Raw genomic sequence first — 23560 nt, 5'->3', positions numbered from 1 at the left:
GGGCCGCACTTCGTAGGACTGTAACGCCCGCGGTGGCCATTGCAGCGCCGCCGCGGGCGCGTGGACCCAGACTCAGACGGGGAACAGCTCAACGGGCAGCGTCAGCGGCCCGCGAGCGACGAGCGAGGGGAGCCAATCGATGCGCTCCGTCCGCACTTCCACCCGGTCCACCTGGGCCACCAACTCCTCCACGGCGACTCGCGCCTCCATCCTCGCGAGCAGCAGGCCCAGACAGGCGTGGGGGCCATGGCCAAAGGAGAGGTGTGACGGCCCCTCCCGCTCCAGGATGAAGCGGTCCCCGTCCGGGAAGTACTTCTCGTCGCGGGCAGCGGAGGCCAGCGACACCAGGACCAGGCTCCCCCGGGGCACCTCCACTCCATCCACCGTCGCGCCCTGAAGGCACACGCGCATCGTGGCCGCCGCGACGGGCTCGTAGCGCAGGGTCTCCTCGACGAAGCGGGGAATCAACGCGCGATTCTCTCGCAGGCGGCGGAGCAGCTCCGGATGCATGGCGAACACCCGCGCGCTCTGGCTGATCAGGTGGGTCGTCGTCTCCAGGCCCGCGAGGAACAGCATGAAGAGGAAGCCCATCAGCTCCCGCTCTGTCAGCGCATCCCCCTCCACCCGCACGTCAAGGAGGTTGCTCGCCATGTCGTCCCCTGGCGACCGCCGTCGGTCGGCCAGCATCTCCTTGAAGTACTGCTCCAGCTCCTCGACGGTGCGACGGCACTGCTCCTTCCGCGGGGTGTCGTCGGGATGAACGCCGCTGAAGGACATGAAGTCGTTGGTCCAGCGCTTGAAATGCTGCTCCAGGGAGGCGTCCAACCCGAGGATCCATCCCATGACGGTGGTGGGAATGGGCCTGGCGAAGGCGTCCACGAAGTCCACCCTCCGCTGCTCCAGCATCCGGGCCACGAGTCCCCGGGCCACGGCGCGGATGCGCGGCTCGAACCGCGCCAGCGTCGCGGGGGTGAAGGCACGGCTGACCAACGCCCGCAGTCGTCCGTGCCCGGGCGGGTCCAGGAAGAGACATGAATCCGCGATGGGGTTGGGGCGCCCGAGCCACTCCGGCCCGAAGGCCACCGACATCGCCTGGGAGGAGAAGAGCTGTGGCGACTTGAGCACGTACTGCGCGGCGTCATACCGGATGACCGCCCAGATGCCGTCGGGGTCCACCTGAACGACGGGGCCGCCGCGGCGCAGCTCCGCCAGGTAGGGATGCGGGTTGTCGCAGACTTCAGGTGCCAGCAGATTGAGTCTGCCGCCCAGCTTGATACCCGGTGCGCTCGTGCCCATGGATGGCCTCCCGTGCGTGTCTTTAGAAGAGACAGTATTCGCATCCCGAGCACCTCCATCACCCGCGAGGGCGCCCTTTCCGCCTTGTTCGGGCGAGCAATGTCTCCCAGGCCGCACGGTCATTGGACGAAGGGACAGTCCGGTGCGGGGAATCCTCCGCCCCGCAATCAAAGACATCCACCCCGCCATCCAACCCGCATCCCCGGCGATTCACACCACGTCTTGCCATTCGAGCAATTCCTCGCCACCCTTCCAACGAGCCGTGTCGACGCGGCGAGGAGCCCCACCATGCAGACAAGAATCATCTCGGAACTCGAACACGTTCGAGTTCCTGTCATCACCCTCCCCTGGCAGGGCGCGTGCTCGCCCGACATCGAACGCCTGGAGAAGACGATGCTGGCCTGGGCCAGCCGGTACGGACTCCTTCTCACGGCGAAACATCGGGCCCGGGTGGAACGCGCGAGGTATGCGTCATTCTCGGGCCGCAGCTTTCCCCATGCGGGCCCGGAGCTGCTCCAGGCCCTCACGGACTTCACCGCCTGGCTCTTCATCATCGACGACCACGCCGTGGACCGGGTGGACCCTCTCAACGAGACCACCTTGTCGCAGCTCACCGCGGTCCTGGACGTCCTCGACCTCGACCAGATGGGCCCCGAGCCCGTCTTCGGAGAGCGGGCCTTGAGGGATGTCTGCCAGCGCTTGAGGAGCCTCCTGTCCCCCGAGCACTTCGCGCGCTTCGCCCACGGCATCCGGATGTGGGCTGGCTCCGCGGGCCTGCAGATCATCGCGCACCTGCTGGGCAGGCCGCTCGCGTTGCGTCCCTACCGCGCGTTTCGCCGACACACCGGGGGAGTGAATCCCTCCATGGCCCTCATTGACGCCGCCAACGCGGGGCCCTTGTCGCCCGAGGAGTACAACCGCCCCTCGGTGGAGCGCCTCCGCCTTCATGTCAACAACATCGCCTCCTGGGCCAATGACCTGCACAGCCTCCACACCGAGGCGCGCGAGCCAGACCAGAGCCGGAACATGGCCATGATCTACGCGGCACAGGGCCACTCCCTTCAAGAGGGCGCCGACTACACCGCGAGGCAGATCCAGGCGGAGATCAGCGCCTTCCAGGAAGAGGCGGCGGTGCTGGAGCGAGCCGCGAGCAAGGAGCTGCGAGGCTTCATCTCCGGCCTGCGCGAATGGCTGAGCGGCTACCACGACTGGGTGGACCAGATCACCCACCGCTACCGGGAGGAGTATGCCGAACAGGACGCCAGTGACCAGGAGTTCCTGCTCGTCGCCGAGGGGCAACGCCGGGAAGCGCCGTGACGGGTGGGCTGCCTCCGGCGGCTCGGCCTACTCTGCGTTGAGGCGATCGAACTCGCCCCTTCCCGCGGAGTAGGAGGCCTTCAGGGCCGCCACGGCGTCGCGGATGTTCCCGTCTGTATGGCCGGCCATCACCTGCATCCGGAAGCGCGCCTTGCCCTTGGCCACACCGGGGAACTCCACGAGGTTGGCGAGCAGCCCGGCCTCCGGCAGGTGCCGGCTGACCAGCCGGGCGAGGGCCTCCGAACCAATCTTCACGCAGACGATGGCGGAGGGCTCGCCGTAGACCTCGAAGCCCGCCTCGACCAGCTGGTGGCGCAGCATCAGGATGTTGCCCATGAGCTTGTCACGCAGCTGTTGGCCTTCGGCCCCCGCGACGATTTCAAAGGCCTTCAGGATCGTGGCGGCCTGGGCGGGAGACAGCGCGTTGGAGAAGGTGCAGGGCGAACTGAAGAAGCGCAGGTACTCCTTCACCGCCCGGGTGCGGCAGGCCACGAAGCCGCCGTTCGAGCCGAAGGTCTTGGAGAACGAGCCCATCACCAGGTCGACCCTGCTCAGCATGCCCTGGTTGCCAATGACGCCCTTGCCGTCCTCGCCGAGGTTGCCGAGATCGTGGGCAACGTCCACCACCAGCGTGGCGTTGAACTCATGGCAGAGGTCCTGGAGGGCCGCGAGGTCCGGGGTGTCGCTGTCCATGGAAAACAGGCCCTCGGTCACCACCATGATGCCGTTGCCGGTGTCAGTGGCGCGGATCCCCTCGAGCACCTCGCGGCACTCGCCCACGTCGTTGTGATGAAAGCGGTGGACATGGCGGGTGGCGGCGTTGGCGCCGTCCTGGAGACAGGCATGAGACAGGGCGTCCATGACAACATGGTCCGTGGGACGCACCAGCCCCTTGATGACGCCATAACCCGCGGCCCAGCCGGTCGGGAAGAGGATGGCCTCGGGCATGCCGAGGAAGTCGGCGACGTGCTGCTCCAGCAACACCGAATGGGAGGTATTGCCCAGCAGGGCGGCGGAACCGGCGCTGTGCAGCCCGAATTCTCCGATGACCGCCATGGCCACCTGCTTGAGCTCCGGATGAACGGAGAGGCTCAGGTAATCCTGGCTGGCGAAGTTGACACCCCGGAACCTGCCGCCGGCGTCGTCACGCGCGGCCGTGACGGTCGACGGGCTCTCCTCCGTCGAGCGGGAATAGGGCCACAGGCCCTGGCCCCGTCGAAGGTGCTGCCACTTGAAGAAGGCTTCGACGCGCGCCTGGAGCTGGGCGCCACCCGGATGGATGTAATCGCGCACGCTGCCCGTCAACGCGGCGGGATCCGTGTCGTTGTGAAATACCTTGAGCATAGGTAGACCCGCCCCCCGCGGGGTGCTTCAAAGACCTGTATCAAGAGGAGACAAGTCCACCGGGAGCCACCTCGGCGATTGTCTTTGGCTTGAGACAGTATTCACATCCTGAGCACCGTCGTCATCCCCAAGGGCGACCTCCACGCCGTGAGCGATCGAGCGATGTCTCATGGACTGCACAGTCATTGGATGAAAGGACAGTCCGGTGCGGGGAAGGCGGTGGCGCCGGTGCGGGATCACCCCTCCCCCGCTGAAGTATGAGCGTGGTGCTGGCCGTACACATCCCAGCCACGCTCGGTCTCATCCACGGAGGGCTGCTACCGCCAGATGCGCAGCGTGACGGAGGTGAACTCCTCGACGCTCTTTCCGTTCACCTGGACGAAGCGGCTCGTGAATCCCACGGGCTTGAAGCGGAGGCCATTCGCGGAGTACTCAGCGGTGGCCCTGGGGCCGAACCGCGCGACCTGCAGCGTGCCCATGTCGATGCTCACGCAGCCGTCGCACTTGGGGGCGCGGTGCACGAACACCGCACCGCCCCCAATGTCGTTCGTCTCGTTGAGGCGCGGCTTCGGCACGGCGAAGAACAGCCGAGACTCGCTGTCGGGAATATCCCAGACCGCTCCCAGCGGGAGGGGGCTGGTGCTGTCGGCGTTGTTTCCAAACGGACGGAGGGTGACTTCGATGGAGCCCACGCTGTCGATGGCCGGATTGATCAGGACGAGCTCCTCCTTCTTCGTCCACCCCAGCCAATGGAGCTGCGGGAGGTTGTAGTTGTCCGACGAGTACTTGCCCATGAACGTGCTCGCGTCTCCATACTGGGTGACCTTGCCGGTGGCGGGATCCCTCACGTTGCCGTGCGCGAGGCCGAGGATGTGTCCCGTCTCGTGAGCATGGGTCCGGAGCAAGTTGTCATTGAGGTAGATCTTGCTCGCGCTGCCCCTCGAGACGGAACACATCCCGGTGGGCATCACATACACAGTCAGGAACGAGGTGGTGCCGAATTGCTTGACGGCCTGCCCCTTCGCCGCCTCGCAGTCGCTGCTCGTCACCTCTACGTTCTGCGAACGGATGAGATCCAGGCGCAGCTGGTTGCGCGACGCGACGGCGAAGAAGGCGTCCAGCTCAGTGATTTTTCGCTGGATGGCGGCCATCGTGGGCGTTGTCGTGCCCGCGCGGGTGACGCGGGCGATCCTGACGGTCTGCGTCTGGTTGAGGGCATTCAATCTGCTGTTGTAGTTCCTGACGCACATCGGCTCCGCGCTGGTGCAGACGTAGCGGTACGGCGATGGGGGGGCCTGGACGTCCTGAACCCGGAGCGAGCGCACGTTGTCGTCCGCGCTCGCGCCGCTCTCGAATGAGGTCGAACAGAGGTTCGCGTTGTTCCGGACCGTGACGGAGTCCCCGGAACAGTTCGCACCCGCATGGAGCGTCACGGACTTGCCGATCGGCACGTCGATGTAGGAGGCGCCAACGGACGGGTCGAGGGTGTAGCAGCCGTTGGCCTCGGCCTCCTGAATCACCAGGGAGTCGCCGTCGCAGCTCTCGCGGACCAGGACGCGCTGCGGATGCACAGCGAGGAGCTGCTCGCGCAGCGCGGGCCAGGTGTCCACCCTACAGCCTCCTGCCTGGACCGCCTCCAGAAAGCGGCCGTCCTCGAGCACCACGTGCTCGTAGGTCTTGCACGTCTCCCACAGCTCGTTCCAGTGAGGCCAGTCGCAGGTCCCCGCGTTGACATACGTCTCGACACACGCGAGCGACGTCGTGAGCGACTGAGAGACGACCGCTTGGCTGGAGGACGCGATGGACGACTCAGGGCCGGTGCCACCGGGCTGTTCGTGGGCAGGCGACTCTCCACCCTCTCCATCGCACGCCGACACCAGTACACCGCAAAGCATCACCGTCATGGACAGCTTCCGCATACGACTCCCTCTCGCAGCCGTGGGCTGCGCGCCACTGCGCGTCATGTGCGACGAAGTGACTGTTGAACTTCCATGGCATCACCGAGCCTGGCGGCCCGCGGGTTCATCGGGGCCGCCTTGACCAGGCGCTGAACAACTACCATTCTCTTTAATATGTTTTTCGCGACTGGCAACTTTAGTCGCTGCACATGGCGTGGGAGGAGCCCAGTTCCGTGGCTCTCCCGAGGTGTGATGGAAGGAGCACGGGATGTCCGCGAACGGACGGGCAGGGGCGAGGGCAAGCCCGGTGCGTTGACGACAGCGGAACGCGAGGAACTGACCCGGCTGCGCGCGGAGTACGCGGCTCAGGACGCCAGTGACCAGGACCTCGTGAGCGGCTCCTGCTGCCTGTCGGAGAGACTGGTGAGCATCGACGGGCTACATAAGAAATGAATGAGGGTCTTCACCGCTTCGCGCGAGAAGAAGCGCGAGAGGTTTTCTGCCGCGTCTTGTTCGAGGGTATCGTCCCACGTTGTTTCTTCTGTCCGGTCGCTTTTTTCGCGTTCTTGCGCGGCTTGGCTCCAGACACGACTTCATGCATCTCGTCGTTGAATCGCTTGACGAACATCATCGCGTTCATGAGCGCATCCACAGGATCTTGACCGAAGATAGGCGTCACCTTGGTCAAATGCCCCTCGATCATCACTGGCGTGTACCAGCAGCGCTCTTGAGGGAAATGGACAGGCTGCCCTATCGTGAGTCTTGAAGTGCGCCGTTTACCCTCAGGAGTAGTGTATCTCCAGTAGTCATCCGCGATAGGAGCTTCGATCACGGTCAACTTCGGACGCCAATCATCTTCATGCACGGGCCACCTCAACGGTTGGATTTGGCGGGAGGACCGAAATACGCATTGCAGAACACAATGCACGCCCCTTTGGAGGCCCTGCTCGTCGCCCAGCATGCTCGCATGATCGCATTCTGCCTTGCTGTTCTGTCAGGAAGCGCCCTGCAGAACCTGATGCCAAAGTCTTCCCTGGAGTTGCAGCGTCTCTCCGGAAGTGACTCTGGGCGGATGGTCCCGACTCAATTACCGGCGCGCCCAAAGAAAACCTTGAGGCGGAGGTGTTGCGCACGCCAATACAACTGTGCAGACGGAGAGTGCATGGAGCCGACGCATAAGGTCCTATCAGCATATGGCCGGCGCAGCTCACTGGCGAGAGCTGGGAGGCGCCGACCGGGCGAATGCGCCGCTTCACCTCTCCGTGGAGGCGCTACGGACGCACCAGATTCGCGGGCACCGCGCCCGTGAGGTCCTCCACGCTGTCGAAGAGCAGCTGGCCCACGTAGTTGAAGTTGTGGGCCCAGGCCCCCTTGTCCTTCCGGCTGAGCTGGTAGTTGTGGGTGGCCTTGACGAGCGCGGGGGTAAAGGGCGCGAACGCGTTGGCGGAGACGGCCTCCGTCGCGCTGCACGTGCCGTCCTTGTCCGTGTCCTTGAAGAAGTACGGATTGACGTCGCCGTGGTAGCAGATGCCGTTGCCCGTCACCCCGCGCATGGCGGTCAGCAGGCGCGCGGCCATGCCGTCCACCTCGGCCCGGAGCAGCTCGGTGGTGTTGCCGTCTCCGTCGTAGTCCTGGAGGTGGACGTTGCGAATCTGCTCCGCCGACTCCTGGTCCGCGTGACACGTCTCGCAGCGCGTGCTCCACACGTCGGCGATGCGGAAGGTGTGGTTGCTCACGCCGGGGACATGGCAGCTGGTGCACTGCGAGCCGCCCATGTGTGAGAGCCGTCCGGCGTACGTCTTGCCCGGATACTCGTAGCCCGCGCGCGCCAGCGTGCCCTCACGCGTGCCGGCGGCGGGCATGTAGTGGACGTTCTGGAACCGGGGAGTGCCTCCGGCCGCCAGCGCCGTGTCGAGGGTGGCCTTCGAGGCGCGACCGATGTGGCAGTTCGCGCAGAGGTTGTCCTGGCCCGGCAGATTCACCGTGGTGCCATCCGGAAGCCAGGTGCGCGCGGGGACGAAGACGGGGTAGTCCGGCGCGAAGCGCTCATGGCAGGTGGCGCACTCCAGCCCGTTGGCCGTCTCCGGCACCGTCTGCCCTACTCCGTACTGCACGAAGAACCGGTAGCCCTGCGCGCCACTGTGGCAGCGAGAGCAGCTCGCCTGAACCGTCTCGCTCGAGTCCCAGTTGCGCGCCGCCTTGCCCGCCCCGTTGAAGTGGCCCGGGTCGTTGCGCACCAGTCGGGACGTGTCGAAGGGGTCGGTCAGCGCGCCGTTGAGCGACTGAATCGAGTCATGCAGGAGTTGGAGGATGTACTTCGCGTTGTGCGCGAACGCGCCCGGGTCCACTCGAGCCAACTGATAGTTGAAGGCCGCTTTCTGCAGCCGAGGCGTCCAGCTCGCATACGCATTCGAGCTCACGACCTCGGTCGTCGAGCACGTCCCATTGCCATCGCCGTCCCGGAACCAGTAGGGGTGGGCATTCCCGTAGCAGAGGGGCTGGGCCCGCTCCGCGCCATAGCGCTGGAGGGTGGCGAGCAGCCTGTCTCGCAGCCCCTGGATTTCAAAATGGATGCCCTCGGCGCGGTCATTGTCGCCGTCGTAGTCCTGGTTGCGAGAGGCGATCTGCCGGATGTTCCACGCCTGGGTGACGTCGGTGACACCCGGGTGGCAGGTCGCACAAGCGTCCCAACGGACACGGGTGGAGTGCGGGTCGTGGCACTCATTGCATTTGTCGAAGTCGGGCACATGGCGGAACCGCGTGTCGTAGACCTGCCCGGCGTACTGGTAGCCCCCCGCCGCCTGACCCGCGAAGAGCGTGGCGGCCGCTGGGTAGTAGTGGATGTTCGTGAAGCCCAGGGCAGCGGAGGTCGTGTCCTCCCCTACCCCACCCGCGTTGGCGACTTGCGCATCGATGTCCTTCCCCGAGGCGCGTCCCTGGTGGCACACCATGCACCGCGCCTCCGCGCCCAACCCGGTGACCTCCTTGCCGGAAGGAAAGGTGACCGCCGTCAGGCTGGAGGCCGCGCTGTCGTGGCACGTCTCGCACCGCACCACGGACTGGGTCTTCCCCGGCGCGTCCACGCGTCCCGGTGCGGAGCCGTCACCGCCCAGGAAGTCGATGTAGCCCTCCGAGCTGTGACAGCGCGCGCACGTCGCGGGCACCAGCCCCTCCTCGTTCCAGTGCGAGAAGGCCTCCGCCGTGGTGTCCGCGTGCGGGGAGCCCGCCCAGTCCTGGTAGTAAGGCACCCACTCGGGGTCCACGCCGGCATCTCCCGCCGAGGGTCCGACGACCACCACCGCGTGACGCCCCTCCAGTCGCGAGCGAGTGCCGACGACCTTCACCGCTGTCTCGCCCACGCTGACGCCCGTCACCAGGCCCGTGTCGTCCACGGTGGCGATGCCCGGGTCCTCGCTCTCCCACGTATAGCCGTCGTCCGTGGCCTCGCGCGTGGTGGCGGTGAGCTGGAGCGTCTGCCCCACCAGGAGCGAGTGTGCTCCGCTCGTGGTGATGCCCGGGTTGGCTGTCTCCAGCTTCGCGCAGGCCCCCAGCGTGAGGAGGCAGGACATGCCGACGACCAGGAGCAGCGGCGTTCGTCTCATCGGGTCTCTCCTGGGAAATGCATGAGTCATGGCCGCGCGCCTCCGGCGATCCACGACAGGAGCGTCTGGTACTCGGGGCTGCCGTCCGCGTAGATGGCTCCTCCGCCATGCCCGGCTCCGGCGGCCTTGCGCAGCAGACGACTGCCGCTGGGAGTCGAGGTGTCGGTCAGCGCGCTCGCCGCCTGGAAGTCCGCGTCGGCGTCGCCCATCAACACGAAGCCCGTGTTGCCCGCGGCGCCTCCAGCACGATGGCAGGACTGACAACCCGATAGCAGCAGCGGGTGCGCGGTGGTGATGAAGGACGGAGCGTCGCCTCCGTCACTCCCACCGCCATCCTCACCGGACGGGGTGCCTGCGTCGGCGGTGGGGTCACCTCGATGGAAGTCCGCGCAGCCCTGGACGAACAGGAGCGCGAGCAGGAGTCCGAGCCTAGAACTCATACGCCACCACCAGTCGCGTGAAGTCGTCCGGCACCTCGTCCACCTTCTCCAGGTTCCAGAACTGGAAGAGGCCCACGCTCAAGCCCTTCCACCGGGCGACGGCGCCCACGTTGTGAGCGGAGGCGTCCTCGCGTGTGAGCGCGGTGGAGTCGAGAATCTGCCCCCGCTGGTTTCCGAAGGTGCGCAGCCCCTGTCGGTACTGGAGGTAGAGCCACTCGGCGGGGTGGAAGCGAAGCTGGAGGTAGCTGGCGAAGTGGTAGTAGTCCGCGCCCGGGCCACCGTACCCCTCTGCCTCGCCTCCGGAGATGTCCGCGCGCAGGAAGCCGGCTCCCAGCGAGAAGCGCTCCAGCACCGGCACACCGCGCGGGCGCCACGACGCGACATCCACCGACTGGAGGAACAGCCTCCGGCCGAACCCCAGCGAGTTGTAACAAGCCGAGTACCAGAGGCTGAACGGCCCCCAGGAGCCACCCAGCCGTGTCCCGAGGCCCAGGTGCGTCTCCTCCAGCGGGGCGAAGTCCGACTGGAGGTTGAGCACGGCCTCGGCCCGCCGGAGCTGGTAGCCGGCGATGACATAGACATCCGCGGAGAGGAGGAACGGCCCTTCGCGGCGCTGGACGTTCGCCGTCAGGCCCTCGCGCGCGAACACGGGCGGCAGCACCTTCTGGTCGAAGCCCGCCAGGCCACCGTAGCTGTGATGGAACAGCGGCTCCGCGCCGAAGGGCACCAGCACCTTGCCCATCTTGGCGGAGACCTTCACCGGCCAGTCGTCGCCGCTGAGGCGGTAGCCCACCTCCCAGAATTGGAGCGACAGCATCTCCAGCGTCAGCGTCACCGGGTCCGAGGTGGACTGGCGCGTCAGGAAGAGGAAGTGGTGGTAGCTGCGCAGCGCGTTCGAGGCTCCGCCCTGGAACGGCTGGTCGTTGTAGCCGAGGCGCTCGTAGTTGAGGTCGAAGCGCCCGTTGAGCGTGAGCGAGCCGAGCACGGGGAAGGTCCCGAGCTGGACACCCGGCGGCGGCCCACCCGGCGGCGCGGCGGGGCGCTCGGCGGGAGGAGGCGTCGTCGACGGAGCGGCGGTGGCCACGGCGGGAGCAGACGCAGTGGACGGCGCGGCCGAGGCCACGGCAGGGACGTCGGAAGCCTTGGCGGCCCCCTTCGCGCCCTCGACTATCCACCGGGCCAGGAGCGTGAGCTCCGCGCTCCCCTGCTCCCACACCTCGCCGCCCTGGTGCGAGTCACCGCGCGCGCGCTGATACAGGAGGCTCGTGGCGGCCGTGCCGGGAGTCACCAGGGCCAGCACCGTCTGCAAGTGCCGCTCGGGCTCCGGGCTGGTCACATAGCGGGTGGACCCGGCGAAGCCATCGGCCGCGTGGCAGCTCGCGCATCCAGCCAGGAGCTGCTCATGGATGCGAGGAGCGAACCGGAGCGTGTCGTCGGAGCTGACCAGTACCGCCGTGGACTCCAGCCCTTGCCCGGCGGAGCGAGGATCAAGACGGACCGTGTCGTCGGAGCGGGCTGGCACCGCCGCGGGCTCCGTCCCTGTCCCGACGGAGGGTGTCGGAGTGGGAGCCTCCGCCACGCGCGTGGGCACCAACGACTCGGAAGGAGTCGTCACAGTCGAGGAGCGAGGAGGCGTGGAAGGCGGTGCCTCCACGGCCACGGCGGGTGCACGGCCCGGAAGCGCGCCGGCTTCGATCCACTTCACCAACGTGGCGTACTCCGGCGACTCCGCCGAGAGCGACTTCTTGCCTCCGTGGAGGGTGGCGCCTGTTCCCTTCTTGAGCAGTGGACTCTGAGCGGCGGCGTCCAGCTTCACGAAGCGCAGCGTGTTCTCGTGGTCCGAGCCGTCTCCGCGCAGCACCCAGCGTGACTTCCCAGCCATGCCGTCGGGGCGATGACAGGACGCGCACCGAGCCATGAGGATGGGCCGGGCGTCGTCCGCGAACGTCGGCCCGCGAGCGCGCGCCGCGCCGCCCGTCCGAGGACCCGGCGGAATCGCCACCGGGGGCGGCGTCGCTCCGCTGCGAGCGTCAGGTGCCGCCGACGACTCGGTGGTCCCGGCGTCGGCGTTGCCCTGGGGGGCCGCGGACGGAGGCGAGGGAGGACGCTGGATGCCCAGCCGCTCCTGGAGCTGACGGCGCTTCTCCTCCTGGGTCTGCGCGCGGGCGGGCATGGCGGCCACCAGCAGGAGCAGACACATCCCCAGCGAGCCCAGGTCAGCGAGGCGCATGGCAGGTCTCGCAGCGCATGGAGTTCGGCGCCCTGGCCGCCTGGCCATCGTGGCAGCTTCCACAATAGCGGCCCTCTCGCATGTCCTGATGGGTGAAGCCAAGCGGGGCCTGGGGGAACACGGTCGGGTGGCAGTTGAAGCAACGTTGCGAGCCGTGGGCCCAGTGCGAGAACACAGCGGGAACCGGCGCCTTGCGCTCCTTGAGCGGCGGGAGCCGAACATCCTGGGGGGCGTTGACCGCGAGGATGCGGGGCGCGAAGAGCAGCGGCACGGCGAGCGCCACCCGCCATCGACGCAGCGTGGCCCACGCTCGCGTGCGCCAGGGGCTGGGAGTCAGGGTGCTCATAGCGCCTTGCGCTCCTTGAGGATCTTCCAGACCGTGGCCGCGTAGAACCCGACGCCCAGCAGCACCAGGGGCACGCCCACCGCCGTGAACACCACGAACGTGAGGGGTGACCAGAACAGGGTGGTGAAGAGCTGGACCAGGAGCCCCGCCAGCACCAACAGGGCCGCCCTCCGGATGCGCTTCTCGTGGCTCATGGTCGTCGCTCCGGCAGCCAGAAGTTCCGCGCCTTCACGCCCTCCAGGTCGTGCGCGAGGTCGTGGCACGTCAGACACGAGCGCTCGCCGCTCTGGAGCTCCGCCTGGACGTCCTGGTGCCCCGAGGCCTCCAGGAAGCTCCGTGCATCGCCGTGGCAGTGCAGGCAGTTGTAGTTGGGATACGGCTGATAGAGCTTGGGCCGCTCGGGGATGGTGCCGAAGTAGTGGACCCAGACGTGCTTGAGGCCGTTGAACTTCGCCTTGGCGTCACCGAAGAGGGCGTAGTCCGTGTGGCACGCGTAGCAGGTGGTGTCCCGGCTGATGAGCCGCTTCTGGTAGTGGACCGCCGCCAGCGCCGTGGGGTTGTCCACGAAGAGGCTCTGACCGTACGGCTCCATCTCGTGACAGCTCATGCAGAACTGGGTCTGGGACGATTCGCGGACCCCCACCGCCACCCCAGCGCCGGTGACGACCAGCGGGAGGATGGCCAGGCCCGAGAGCAGCACCAGCCGCCCCAGATGGCTCGCGGTCAGGACTCCCGCCGCGAAGGCAATCAGTGCGACCAGGACCGCCACGGCGATGACAATCACTACCAGGAGAGTGGGCAGGCGGAACCTCGCTCCCACTCGTATACAGACTCCGCGTGGACGCGTGAACCCTTGAATGCTGGCTCGACGTCATATCGAGCGCGCCAACGCCGCGCACATGGGCAATGACACGCAGAAATTGCGCGACACCTCCACGGGGCGCAAGAACTGCGCGGACTCGCCACCACCGTGGAAGCCCGCCGCGCCGCCCGTGCCTCCGCCCTGGTTGACGCCACCCCACGCCCGCCCCGAGAGGGTCGCCCGCATCGCGCGGTTGTAGGCGCGGCCGCATGGCGCGGCGAAGTCTCAGCCCGAGCGCCCTCGATGGGCGCTCGGGAGGGCGACTGTTACGAGCCGGAACTGCCGACCTGCACCAGACCCGGCACGAGGTAGGACGTGCTCTCCGGGCCGTAGATGCGAAGCACGAGGTAGAACGAGCCACTCACGGGCGAGGGCAGCCAATTCGGCAGCTCCGCGGTCGTGGGGGCGTTGGCCTGGATGTAGATCGTCACGGAGCCGTCGGCGGCGAAGCTCAGGTTCGACTGGGTCCCGAGTGAGTAACGATCAATGCTGTTGGGGACCAGGAATTGATTCGCCCCATACATGGTCACTGACCAGAAGGCCTCGGCGGGGGGGAGCTGGCCGGCGGGGAACGTCACCGTGTACTGGTTGGTGCCGACGAGGGGCTTCGAGTTCACATCCTGGTAGGCGCGGTAGTAGAGCGCCTCCGAGGGCGAGTTCGCGTAGATCCCCGCCCGTGCGGTCATCGACCGGAAGTCGTAGTCGGTCCACCAGTCCGTGCCGAAGTAAGGGAGGCTCACCTCCGGGAGGTTCCAGCCGTCGTGGACGGCGCCCCCCTTCGCATTGTGTGTGATGGCATTGCTGGCCTCGAGGATCCCGCGCTGGAGCGCACCGGCCAGCTCCGGATCGAGCGTGGCTGGATTGAAGGACAGGCCGGGCCCCACGCCGATCCGCGCGAAGCGCTCGAGGAGCGGCGCATCCCCGGCCGGCGGGGTCTGGAAGGTCAGCGCCAGGTTGAGGTACTGGAAGAACGCCAGCGTCGTGACGAACGAGGGGGCCACCGGCAGGAAGGGCGTCGCGGGCGCGGGCGCCGGCGCTGGCTGGCCGAGGAACTGGGACAGCGGGACCAGCGCGTATTGGTCCATGATCGCCTGGGCCGCCGGGATGTCGTTGGGACCTAGGATCTGCGTGCGCCCGAGCAGGAAGATGTAGCGCCCCGGGACGGGAATCACCTGCGCGTTCGGGACGCTGCTCGGCACCATGCCGGGGGGCGCGAGCACGTAGTTGCCCGCCGCCGTGCCGGTCGTCAACGAGCCCACGTAGCTGACGTTGTTGGTGCACGCATCGATGATCTGGAAACTATAGTACCGCGGTGGAGTCTGGGGCACCGCCGGCACCTGGAGCACGAACGGCTCGGCGCCCAGGTCGAGCCAGCCTTGCGAGTACGCCGTGTCGTTGTTGGGCGTGACGACGGTGGTGTCGTTGGGACCATAGAGCTGCGCCTCGCCGTAGAACGTATTGAATTGCTGTTGGATGGCGATCGTGCTCTGCCACAGGATGGAGTAGTTCTCGGCCAGCGGGTAGCCGTACATGAAGGCCTGGTACGCGATCGCCTGTGCTTCGTCGGGGGGGAGAGGTGTCATGTTTTCTAGACTCGAAGTGGTGGAGGTTGTTGCCGACAGGCCCAGGCTCAAACCTGAAAGCGGCGGCAAGACGCCGCCAGCTTTGGCGGGGCATCCTCTCAGTCCATACTTCGAGGAACAAGGGGAGCCTCCATTTCCCCTCGCGTCACGGTCGCGGCGGAATGTATTTGACTGATTGATATTGAGCCCCGTCAGCTCCGCATCAGGTATTCGATGACGACCTGCCCATGGCCCGCACCAACGTCGGGATGGTTCGACGGGGAGGTGCCCGCGTTGTACGAGCCACCACCGCCACCACCACCGCAGTTCGTCTCCGCACCGCCAGCCCCACCGCCGCTGAAGCCCCCGGCGCCTCCGGCCGCGCCTCCCCCGCCGCCACCACCGCCGTACCCACCGTCACCGTAGAGCGAGCCTGTTCCACCCGCGCCACCCGCGCTGATGGCCGTGCCTCCGTTGCCGCCACCAGAGCCCGGACCGTCGGCGCCCTTCCCTCCCGACTGCGTCAGGCCCGCCCCGCCACCACCACCGCCGTGGAAGCCCGCAGCACCGCCCGCGCCTCCTCCCTGGTTGACGCCACGGCTCGCACCCGGACTGCCGTTGCCCCAGGAGCCCTCGCCGCTCAGCGCGGCGCCCCACCCGCTGAAGCCGTTGCAGCCCGCGCCGCCACCACCCCCTGCCGCCACCAGCAGCGACCACACCGACACGACTCCCGGTCCACGCCACACGAACGAGCCGCCGCCGCCACCGCCGTTGGTGCCATCCGCGCCGCGACCGCCGACGAGCACCGTCAGCAGCTCCCCTGCCCTCACGCTGAACGTGCCTTGCGTCGACGCACCCAGCCCGGCCCCCCAGTGGTTGAAGGCATCTCCACCGCGCGCCCCCACCGCGCGCACCGTCACGGCAGAGACCCTCGCGGGCACCGTGAAGGTCTGCAGCCCGCCCGTGTAGCCGAACGTCTGGCTTTGCTGCGACTGCGCGAATGCGCAGCTCCCCATGAGCCCAGTGGCCACCGCCGCCGACATCGCGACGGCTCTCGTTACTCCCCATGCAGCAGGACGCAGCTTCCTCATCAGGTGATTCCTCGTCGAAGGGTTGGCGTGGCCACGCTCGGCCACCACGGCGCGGCGAGAGCAAGCCGTGCGCCACTCGAAGTCCGATGACTATTCACTGCCAGTAGTGCCTCATCGCGATGGGCCGGCCCGCGATGTGCGTCGTCACAAGACACCCCCGCGTCCCACCAGGACGCGTGGACCCTCGATTGATGCATCGCGCAATCCAGTGGCACTGGTATCGGGCCTCGAAAGGCCCATAAAAACCCAATCATTCAATATGGTAATCCCCCTGAAATCCAGGTAAACGCCGGAATGGCAGGAAGGGCTTCGCCTGAACACCCCGTGGGCAGGACAGCCTGGACCTCCATTGATTGACAACAGTGATTTCACTTTATGTGTGACTCGGTGCCGCATGGCCCGGGCCGCGAGAGGGAGAAGTATGCGTAGACTGTCCATGACGGGCGTCCTGCTGTGCGGAGCCTTGGTGTCGGGTTGCAACGGCGCGGAGTCGGAGTCACCCGCCGACGAGCAGTCTGGTGGCACCGGTTCCGAAGCGTCTGTCGCGTCCACCCAGCAGGCGGTTGTCTCCCCCGAACTCACGGCGGCGCTCGCGTGTATCGAGACGTTTGTCAACGCGGGGACCTGCGATTGGCCGCACTGGATCGAGATGGTGGAGACGTGCCAGACGTCTGGGCACTCGGAACTCGACGACGGCCTCTTCCTCGAGGAGGTGCAGTCGGAGAGCTGCACGGCGGCCAACTGGCCCACGCTGCGCGCGCAGCTCCTCGCGCCCCGCACACAGCCCGTGCTCGTGCGGGACGCCTGCGACGGCGACTCCCCGGTGATTCACCAGGCCGAGGCCAATGGCTGCTACCCGCTCGCCCAGGGCGCGGGGGCATCCTACGTCGACGTGCCCCTCGGCAAGGCCGTGACGCTCCACGCCGGTGCGAGCTGCAGCGGGGACTCGGTGACCGTCGATACCGATGCGAACCTCTGTGAGACGAAGTTCGCGAGCGGCGCGAGCGCGAACGACAACGTGCGCTCGTATCTGGTTCAGGACTTCACGGCGCCCGCCTCACCGTACCGGTACACCTGCGCCGCCTCGGAGCCGGAGTGCGTCCAGAACCACAACTCCCGGCTGGGCTCCATCAACAAGAACCACACCGTCAAGGTCGTCCGGATGACCTACCCCGGGAGGACCACCCCTACCCTGGCCGCCATCCGGAACAATGTCCGCGACCTGTACGACTTCTTCGGCGTCGCGTCGCGGGGCCAGGTGGGCCTGGCGAGCATCGTTTCGCAGACCGTGGAGGTGACGAGCGCGAACTGCGCGACGGCGAAGCGCCAGGCCGTGCAGAAGGCGAAGTCGAACGCGTTCCTGACCGTGTACTCGCTGCCCAGCGGGATGTGCTCCGCCTCGAATGCCGGCTCGCGCTCCATCAACATCAAGGGGGGCTTGTTCCGCGACTACGCCCATGAGGTCGGGCACGTCCTGGGCCTCGCGCATGGCAACACCCGAGACCCGGTGACGGGTCAGACGAACCACTACGCCGACTCGAGCACGTACATGGGCAGCAATGGGTCGGACAACTACAACCTGCCGCAGCTCCACTGGCTGGGGTGGACGAAGAAGGAGGAGCTCATCCGGGTGAACCCGGCCATCGACAACGGTGGCTTCATCGACGTGACGCTCCGGCCGGTGGGAGGTAACGCCGACAGCACCAGCAACCTCAAGCTGGGCGCGGTCTGGGACATCCCCGGGTCCGACCAGCGGCTGTTCATCGCCGTCCCCAAGCCGCGCCTCAACGGCTCGAACCAGATCGAGGGCGGCACGGTGTTCGTGTACCGCGCGCCCAAGTGCGTGGGCTGCACGGGAATGGCCATGGGAACGATGGTGCTGTCGCGGTTCAGCGCCGAGTCCGTCAATGAGCATGATGCGTTCGGACTCTTCATCAAGCCGCTGGGTCCTCCCGACTATGAAACCGTCCAGGTGGACGGAAAGCCCGTCAAGGTGTTCTCCTCCGTGACGGTGCGCATCCGGCGGTAACAGCGGTCTAGCGGGCCGCCGAGCGTCCTGGCTCGGGGCCCGCGGTGACACGAGCGCATCGGGCGAGCACGCGAGGTGCTCGTCCGATGCGTCATGACTCAAGCATGCACAGGCGGCGCCCCGGTGCCTCGAAGCTGAATCAGAGCCGCTGCGGGAAGGCGACCAGATCGCTCCTACGGGGACAGCAAGTCGCTACTGTTGCCCGGGAGCACTCAGGCGCTGCACGCGCGCCTCGAGCTGAAGCAGTCGGGCCTGTTGCGCCTGAATGATGTCCTGCTGCTCCTGCATTCCCTTGATGAGGACGGGGATGAGGCTCGCATAATCCACCGCCTTGTACTCCCCCACGACTCCACCCGAGGCATCCCTCACCGTGGTCTGCTTGACGAGCTGCGGGAAGATCTTCTCCACGTCCTGGGCAACCAGCCCCATCTCACCGCCCTTGCGAGTAGGAAGCACACTGGCAGCGCCTGAGTACACATAGGACTTGGGCTGAAGCTGAACGAGCTTGTCCAGCGCGGGCGCCAGAGGACGAACGTCGCTCTTCAATCGAGCATCCGAGAGCGTATAGAAGCCCGAAGCCACGAGACCGCCATTGAACGATCCAGCAAACCCGCCGGTACTCGCGCCACCAGCGACATAGAGCCCATCACTGAAGTAGCTCTTGCCCTGGATGTGTGCCCCAAACGTAATGGGAGTATTGATGGAGTCGTCGGCACTGATAGCCGCGACGACGCCCTTGATAGAAGTATTGCTGAGAGTGCCCTGAAGCGAGGCCCGCACGCCCCCAATGTAATAGGGCCCGGTTTGAGAGGCATATGCAGGCACCGGGTTGTTCACGACCGAAGTGAAGAGCCCACCGATCGCCAGAGCATATTTGTTGGGTTCGTTGATGACGAGGGTCTGGGTCGTCACACCTGAAGAGAGCGCCACTTGTCCTCCAGTCGCTCCCCAGGCCATCTCATGATTGAAGGTGACCGACGTCGACCCACGACAAGTGGAAGCATCCACGGAACCAGACATGGTGCTTCCGGGCGCCTCCCCGTACGTTCTAACAGGCGAATTGATGGTCAGATTGGTCCCGCTCACCGCCTGGGCCATTGCACTGCCGCCAATGAATAGCGACACGAGCACACCACGGGCACTCCCGATTCCACGCGGCATTGTCATCTCCGTCTCCTAATGAGCGCGCTTCGTCCTCAACAGTGGTTGCCCCGTCGCGATGTCCTTTGAGGAACGACGCAACGACAATCAGAACAGAGGCAAACCATGTCAGTCAAGGAAAACCAGCCAAATCCGCCACCGAGATGCAAAGCCTATGCGCTCGGTGTCTCGATGTTGAGGCAGCGCCACCGCAGGAGGGCGAATAGATCGCTCTTCTGGTAGGGGTGAGGGATTCCGGTGGGACTTCATACTTTGGCTATCCCACGCAGCACCGGCACGTCGAACGCTTCAAGGTCGTTGAGCAGTGTTTGCACTGGCTTCGGGCACACTGTCCGAGGTTGCAGCCAGCGGGCTCGCCAGCGCGACGGGGGTGCGCCTCGGTGACACGAGCGCATCGGCAGGCCCATCAGAACTTCTCGAAGACGGCGATCAGGCGGCTCGCGACGAGCGCACTGTCGAGGTCCCGGTCGATGCTGATTCTGACCAGGTAGCCCTGAACAGCGGTGACGACGGCGTCGGAGATCTCGTCCGCGGCAGTGTCCGGAGGCCTCGCTCTCGCACGCGTGGGATCCTGGCACCAGGGCAGCAACGCTGCCCTCACGAGCGCGCGCAGCTCGAGCACACTGTCCCGGGCAATCTCTTCGAGCTCACGGTCGCGAGGAGACTCCGCCCATATCTGAAGGAGGGTCTGCGCGAACGTCTTGTCGCTCCTCGACCGCAGCAAGTGCGCGAGGACGCTGGCGGGAGTGCGCTCGGAGGGCAACTCGTCGCTCAGGGTCGCGACCATCCCGCTCAGCGCGGTCGACGCCGCGAAGCGCAAGAGCTCCGCCTTGCTCGAGAAGTGCGAGTAGACCGAGCCGGCGGACGAGCCCGCCTCGCTGATGATGTCCGCCATCGAGGTACTGGCGAAGCCCTGACGAGCGAAGCAGCGCATGGCGGCCGCCGTGATGCTCTCGCGCCGCCGTTGCCTCGAACTATCGGTCAGCTTGGGCATGGCAGAAGCCTAACTCTCACGACCTCCTGGCCAAACGGAATGATCATTCTGTATGGTGGTGTTGCCAGGACGGGTGCGTGGACATCGATGTCCAGGGCCCGAAGGACGAGGACCGACACGGAGCCGGTCCCTGGATGAAGGGACAAGAGGAGATCGTCATGAGCGATGACCAGAAGGTGTTCGTACCGTCCCAGCCGCTGGAGCCGGGCCCCCGGTACGGCCTCTTGAGTGGGTTCGAGCCAGGCACCCGGACCCTGCCGGCCGGATTCCGGCTCGCCCCCCCGTTCCGGCCGGTGCCGGTCGAGATCGTCCTCGAGAAGGACGTCGCCGTCACCTTGAGGGACGGGGTGACGATCTACGTCGATGTGCTTCGCCCCGCCGGAACGCGGAAGGTGCCGGTCATCGTGGCCTGGAGCCCGTACGGCAAGGGCCAGGGGACCTCCCCGAGCGTGATGGGCATCTTCGAGATGGTCGGGCTCGACAACGGGATCGTGTCGGGGCTGGAGAAGTTCGAGGGGCCGGACCCGGCGTACTGGTGCGCGCAGGGCTACGCGATCTGCAATCCGGACATTCGGGGCGTGGTCGACTCCGAGGGCGACAGCGTCATCTGGGATCGCCAGGAGGGACGCGACTGTTACGACCTGATCGAGTGGCTGGCCGTCCAGGAGTGGTGCACCGGCAAGGTCGCGATGAGCGGGACGTCCTATCTCGCGGTGTCGCAGTGGTTCACGGCCGCCGAACAGCCTCCGCACCTCGCGGCGATCAACCCGTGGGAAGGCGTCAGCGACGTCTACCGGGACCTCGTCCTGCGCGGCGGCATGCCCGACACCGGGTTCGCGAAGCAGCTGCAGGACCACAGCTACTGGGGCAAGGGGCGCAAAGAGGACATCCTCGCGGAGGCCCAGCAGCATCCCCTCATGACCGACCTGTGGGAGAACAAGATCCCACGGTTCGACCGGATCACGGTTCCGGCCTACGTCGTGGCCAGCTACTCGAACACCCTGCACACGGCGGGCACGTTCCGCGCCTGGCGCCGGATGGCCTCGAAGGAGAAGTGGCTCCGCATCCACAACTCCCAGGAGTGGCCCGACTACTACGACGAGGCGAACAGGGAGGAGCTGCGCCGCTTCTTCGACCACTACCTGAAGGGCGAGAACAACGGGTGGGAGCAGACGCCGCGCGTCCGGTACTCCGTCCTCGATCTCCAAGGTGGCGACCAGGTCGGGGTCGGTGCGGACGAGTTCCCCCCGAAGGGCGTCACGCCGACGAAGTACTACCTCGACGGCCGCTCGCGCGCCTTGACCACGACAGCACCGACCGCTGAAGCGACGGCGGTCTACGACGTGAGCTCCAACCCGGATGCGGTGTCGTTCATCACGCGCTTCGACACGGAGACCGTCCTCGTCGGCTACCCGAAGGCGCACCTCTGGGTCGAAGCACGCGGCTCGGACGACATGGACCTCTTCGTCCTCATCCAGAAGCTCGATGCGTACGGCACGCCCCTGCAGCAGTTCACCGTGCCCAACCAGAGCGCGCGGGTGCAGGACGTCACCGAACGCGGCGCTTCGATCCTCCGGTACAAGGGCTCGGACGGACGCCTCCGCGTCTCCCTGCGCCACCTGGACGAGACGCTGTCGACCGATGCCGTGCCCGCCCACAGCTTCGACAGGATCGAGAAGCTCTCACCCGGTGAGGTCGTCGAGGTGGAGATAGATCTGCTTCCGATCGGCCTCTCCTTCCACCCTGGCGAACAGCTCCGCTTCGTCATCAGCGGCAGGAGCCTTCTGGGAACGATGATGCCCGCGATCCGCGAGTACACCCCCGCCAACAGCGGACGGCACGTCATCCACACCGGCGGCGAGCACGCCTCCTACCTGCAGCTGCCTGTTCAGGAGAAGCGTCAAGGAACGGCGGTCGAAGGACGATCGACCCCACGAGAGACGACGGCTTTTGCTGTCGAACTCGTGTCAGGGCCCACCGCCTCGGGGGAGGTCGATGACTTCGAGCTCGTCTTCGCTCGCCGGGCGCTCGCCCGGCTCAAGGCCCGCATCGGGCGCCAAGGCCTGATGGACCTTCTGGCCGAGGATATCGAAGCAGGCAACGCGTTCCTCCGCGAAAGGGCCGAGGCCTCCGCTGGGAAGTTCATCTCCGGAACCACCGTGCTGGCTGTTCGAGGCCTCAAGGCCGCGCAGTTCGTGCACTGGCTCGAGAACAGCTTCAGTGACGAGAACATCCTCCTGGCGGGCGAACCGGAGCACTACGTGATCGCCCCCAACCCTGATTCCACGGTGACGATCGTCGAGAATCTCGGCCCCCATGTCTGCCGTGTCGTACTTCCAGGCTTCGACACGGCCCCGAGCTGGGCCGCGGAGGTGCGCAACGAATTGCTGCCCGAGTCCGCCTACCCGTTCCGCAGGCTCGGCGCCATGCACCTGGCGGACGGCACGGTCGTTGGACGGGTGCTGACCCAGTTCGGTGACACCGATGAAGGCTTCAACGCGAACCTGACCTGCTACTTCCCCGCCGCCTGCCCGGAGGACCTCCTCGAGCAACACCGGCAGCACCTCGCCGTTGAGTTCAGGAACTGGATCGTCGCCGCTGCGAGAGCGAGGCGTTGAAGCGCGGGCGGAGGATCTCAGCCGCGCACCATCAGCCGCAGGCCGCCCATGAGCCAGGAATGGAAGCGGGCATCCTGGCCGCCGTATTTGGCCAGGGTGGCTGTCAGATAGGGGCCGAACCACACGGGGCCCCCGACGTGGAAGTCGAGGCCCCCCTGCACGTTGCCCATCTCGAAGCCCTCGAGGCTGCCGGACGACTCCATGAGCTCGCCGGACATGATGCCGGGCACCTGGTCGGCATCGAGGACGTCGACGCCCAGGCCCACCCCGAACCAGGGGCTGAGGTTCTCCGACCAGGGGTGGTGGTAGCTCAGCTGGAGGCCGACGCGCGTGGCGCTCACGTCGCACTCCCCCTTGCAGTGGCCGACGGCGAGTCCCACCCCGTACTGCAGCGAAGCGCCCACGTAGATGCGGGAGCCCAGGAAGGTGCCCACGTCGAGCTGCATCGGGATGATGCCCTTCACGATTTCGCGAAGGTCCGCGTCGTAGTGGCCGTCTCCGCCTAGCGCGGTTCCGGCGGGGAGTCCGTAGCCGGCGCGGAGTCCGAAGGAGAGCTTCAGGCCCTCGGATGAGGCGTGCGCCGTGGGCGCCGCGGTGAGGATGCAGGTGATGATGATTCCGAGCATGACGATGGAGCTGCGCATGATGTCTTCCCCTCGCGGTGAGGCGATGTACCTCACCGGTGTGCCCGGGCGAGTCGGCCCATCTCGCCCGGCGCGGCGGGGGCCAGTGCAAGCGTAGTGCCTCCCTTGTTCCGTGGGCGATGAGGG

General features: G+C 66.7%; 19 protein-coding genes. 3 read left to right on the top strand and 16 right to left on the bottom strand.

Going from position 1 to position 23560, the window contains the following annotated elements; all coding sequences use genetic code 11:
• Window positions 1–72: 72 nt before the first annotated feature.
• Window positions 73–1296, bottom strand: a complete 1224-nt coding sequence (locus tag ACN469_RS27035; protein WP_498772222.1) for a cytochrome P450 — start codon at window positions 1294–1296, stop codon at window positions 73–75.
• A 288-nt stretch (window positions 1297–1584) separates the two neighbouring features.
• Here ACN469_RS27035 and ACN469_RS27030 point away from each other — a divergent pair, with 288 nt between their 5' ends.
• Entirely contained in the window at window positions 1585–2613 is a 1029-nt protein-coding gene (locus ACN469_RS27030; RefSeq protein WP_498772220.1) for a terpene synthase family protein, read from the top strand.
• Window positions 2614–2640: 27 nt separating this feature from the next.
• On the opposite strand, the gene ACN469_RS27025 is transcribed toward ACN469_RS27030, so the two are convergent.
• The 12 genes from ACN469_RS27025 to ACN469_RS26970 form a co-directional block, all read right to left on the bottom strand.
• The gene (locus ACN469_RS27025) at window positions 2641–3957 is read right to left on the bottom strand and encodes an aminotransferase class I/II-fold pyridoxal phosphate-dependent enzyme (protein WP_498772218.1); all 1317 of its coding nucleotides are present in this window, start codon (window positions 3955–3957) and stop codon (window positions 2641–2643) included.
• A 317-nt stretch (window positions 3958–4274) separates the two neighbouring features.
• Entirely contained in the window at window positions 4275–5876 is a 1602-nt protein-coding gene (locus ACN469_RS27020) for a zinc metalloprotease (RefSeq protein WP_498772216.1), read from the bottom strand.
• Window positions 5877–6318: 442 nt separating this feature from the next.
• Window positions 6319–6720 carry a hypothetical protein gene (locus ACN469_RS27015; RefSeq protein ID WP_498772214.1) on the bottom strand — a complete coding sequence of 134 codons (402 nt, stop codon included), beginning with the start codon at window positions 6718–6720 and terminating at the stop codon, window positions 6319–6321.
• Between the two features lie 406 nt (window positions 6721–7126).
• Window positions 7127–9457 (bottom strand): Ig-like domain-containing protein, encoded by a 2331-nt coding sequence (locus ACN469_RS27010; protein ID WP_498772212.1) that lies wholly within the window; start codon window positions 9455–9457, stop codon window positions 7127–7129.
• 26 nt (window positions 9458–9483) lie between these two features.
• On the bottom strand, window positions 9484–9897 hold the full coding sequence (locus ACN469_RS27005; protein ID WP_498772210.1) for a hypothetical protein: 414 nt from the start codon (window positions 9895–9897) through the stop codon (window positions 9484–9486).
• Complete coding sequence (locus tag ACN469_RS27000) at window positions 9887–12127, bottom strand: hypothetical protein (RefSeq protein WP_498772208.1); 2241 nt, start codon at window positions 12125–12127, stop codon at window positions 9887–9889. Before ACN469_RS27000 ends, ACN469_RS27005 begins: the two co-directional genes overlap by 11 nt.
• Window positions 12114–12473: a c(7)-type cytochrome triheme domain-containing protein gene (locus tag ACN469_RS26995; protein WP_498772206.1), complete on the bottom strand. Its 360-nt coding sequence runs from the start codon at window positions 12471–12473 to the stop codon at window positions 12114–12116. Before ACN469_RS26995 ends, ACN469_RS27000 begins: the two co-directional genes overlap by 14 nt.
• Window positions 12470–12667 (bottom strand): hypothetical protein, encoded by a 198-nt coding sequence (locus ACN469_RS26990; protein WP_498772204.1) that lies wholly within the window; start codon window positions 12665–12667, stop codon window positions 12470–12472. The genes ACN469_RS26995 and ACN469_RS26990 overlap by 4 nt, the downstream gene beginning before the upstream one ends.
• Window positions 12664–13242: a NapC/NirT family cytochrome c gene (locus tag ACN469_RS26985; RefSeq protein ID WP_498772202.1), complete on the bottom strand. Its 579-nt coding sequence runs from the start codon at window positions 13240–13242 to the stop codon at window positions 12664–12666. The genes ACN469_RS26990 and ACN469_RS26985 overlap by 4 nt, the downstream gene beginning before the upstream one ends.
• A 102-nt stretch (window positions 13243–13344) precedes the next feature.
• Entirely contained in the window at window positions 13345–13521 is a 177-nt protein-coding gene (locus ACN469_RS26980) for a hypothetical protein (protein WP_498772200.1), read from the bottom strand.
• An 80-nt stretch (window positions 13522–13601) separates the two neighbouring features.
• Complete coding sequence (locus ACN469_RS26975; RefSeq protein ID WP_498772198.1) at window positions 13602–14918, bottom strand: DUF1254 domain-containing protein; 1317 nt, start codon at window positions 14916–14918, stop codon at window positions 13602–13604.
• 191 nt (window positions 14919–15109) lie between these two features.
• Window positions 15110–15940, bottom strand: a complete 831-nt coding sequence (locus ACN469_RS26970) for a hypothetical protein (protein WP_498772196.1) — start codon at window positions 15938–15940, stop codon at window positions 15110–15112.
• Between the two features lie 469 nt (window positions 15941–16409).
• Between ACN469_RS26970 and ACN469_RS26965 the strand changes: the two genes are divergently transcribed.
• Window positions 16410–18017: a hypothetical protein gene (locus ACN469_RS26965; RefSeq protein WP_498772194.1), complete on the top strand. Its 1608-nt coding sequence runs from the start codon at window positions 16410–16412 to the stop codon at window positions 18015–18017.
• Window positions 18018–18209: 192 nt separating this feature from the next.
• Here ACN469_RS26965 and ACN469_RS26960 read toward each other — a convergent pair whose 3' ends face one another.
• On the bottom strand, window positions 18210–18947 hold the full coding sequence (locus ACN469_RS26960) for a tail fiber domain-containing protein (protein ID WP_498772192.1): 738 nt from the start codon (window positions 18945–18947) through the stop codon (window positions 18210–18212).
• Between the two features lie 637 nt (window positions 18948–19584).
• Window positions 19585–20172 (bottom strand): TetR/AcrR family transcriptional regulator, encoded by a 588-nt coding sequence (locus tag ACN469_RS26955; protein WP_498772190.1) that lies wholly within the window; start codon window positions 20170–20172, stop codon window positions 19585–19587.
• Window positions 20173–20249: 77 nt separating this feature from the next.
• On the opposite strand from ACN469_RS26955, the gene ACN469_RS26950 reads away from it, so the two are divergent.
• On the top strand, window positions 20250–22790 hold the full coding sequence (locus tag ACN469_RS26950) for a CocE/NonD family hydrolase (RefSeq protein WP_498772188.1): 2541 nt from the start codon (window positions 20250–20252) through the stop codon (window positions 22788–22790).
• 17 nt (window positions 22791–22807) lie between these two features.
• Here ACN469_RS26950 and ACN469_RS26945 read toward each other — a convergent pair whose 3' ends face one another.
• Window positions 22808–23434, bottom strand: a complete 627-nt coding sequence (locus ACN469_RS26945) for a hypothetical protein (RefSeq protein WP_498772186.1) — start codon at window positions 23432–23434, stop codon at window positions 22808–22810.
• Window positions 23435–23560 lie beyond the last annotated feature (126 nt).

Origin of the sequence: Corallococcus terminator (assembly GCF_049194865.1) — a bacterium.
In the GTDB taxonomy this organism is placed as follows: Bacteria; Myxococcota; Myxococcia; order Myxococcales; family Myxococcaceae; genus Myxococcus; species Myxococcus terminator_A.
The sequence above is the reverse complement of the archived record's forward strand: the minus strand, read 5'-3'. Positions and strand labels throughout refer to the sequence as shown.

Bases quoted from the DNA above. Each gene is read 5' to 3' on its own strand.
- ACN469_RS26955 (WP_498772190.1), bottom strand. From the start codon at position 20,172: ATGCCCAAGCTGACCGATAGTTCGAGGCAACGGCGGCGCGAGAGCATC.
- ACN469_RS27005 (WP_498772210.1), bottom strand. From the start codon at position 9,897: ATGAGTTCTAGGCTCGGACTCCTGCTCGCGCTCCTGTTCGTCCAGGGC.
- ACN469_RS26990 (WP_498772204.1), bottom strand. From the start codon at position 12,667: ATGAGCCACGAGAAGCGCATCCGGAGGGCGGCCCTGTTGGTGCTGGCG.
- ACN469_RS27000 (WP_498772208.1), bottom strand. From the start codon at position 12,127: ATGCGCCTCGCTGACCTGGGCTCGCTGGGGATGTGTCTGCTCCTGCTG.
- ACN469_RS27035 (WP_498772222.1), bottom strand. From the start codon at position 1,296: ATGGGCACGAGCGCACCGGGTATCAAGCTGGGCGGCAGACTCAATCTG.
- ACN469_RS26945 (WP_498772186.1), bottom strand. From the start codon at position 23,434: ATGCGCAGCTCCATCGTCATGCTCGGAATCATCATCACCTGCATCCTC.
- ACN469_RS27030 (WP_498772220.1), top strand. From the start codon at position 1,585: ATGCAGACAAGAATCATCTCGGAACTCGAACACGTTCGAGTTCCTGTC.
- ACN469_RS26965 (WP_498772194.1), top strand. From the start codon at position 16,410: ATGCGTAGACTGTCCATGACGGGCGTCCTGCTGTGCGGAGCCTTGGTG.
- ACN469_RS27020 (WP_498772216.1), bottom strand. From the start codon at position 5,876: ATGCGGAAGCTGTCCATGACGGTGATGCTTTGCGGTGTACTGGTGTCG.
- ACN469_RS26995 (WP_498772206.1), bottom strand. From the start codon at position 12,473: ATGAGCACCCTGACTCCCAGCCCCTGGCGCACGCGAGCGTGGGCCACG.
- ACN469_RS26970 (WP_498772196.1), bottom strand. From the start codon at position 15,940: ATGTCGGCGGCGGTGGCCACTGGGCTCATGGGGAGCTGCGCATTCGCG.
- ACN469_RS26980 (WP_498772200.1), bottom strand. From the start codon at position 13,521: ATGCGGGCGACCCTCTCGGGGCGGGCGTGGGGTGGCGTCAACCAGGGC.
- ACN469_RS26975 (WP_498772198.1), bottom strand. From the start codon at position 14,918: ATGACACCTCTCCCCCCCGACGAAGCACAGGCGATCGCGTACCAGGCC.
- ACN469_RS27010 (WP_498772212.1), bottom strand. From the start codon at position 9,457: ATGAGACGAACGCCGCTGCTCCTGGTCGTCGGCATGTCCTGCCTCCTC.
- ACN469_RS27025 (WP_498772218.1), bottom strand. From the start codon at position 3,957: ATGCTCAAGGTATTTCACAACGACACGGATCCCGCCGCGTTGACGGGC.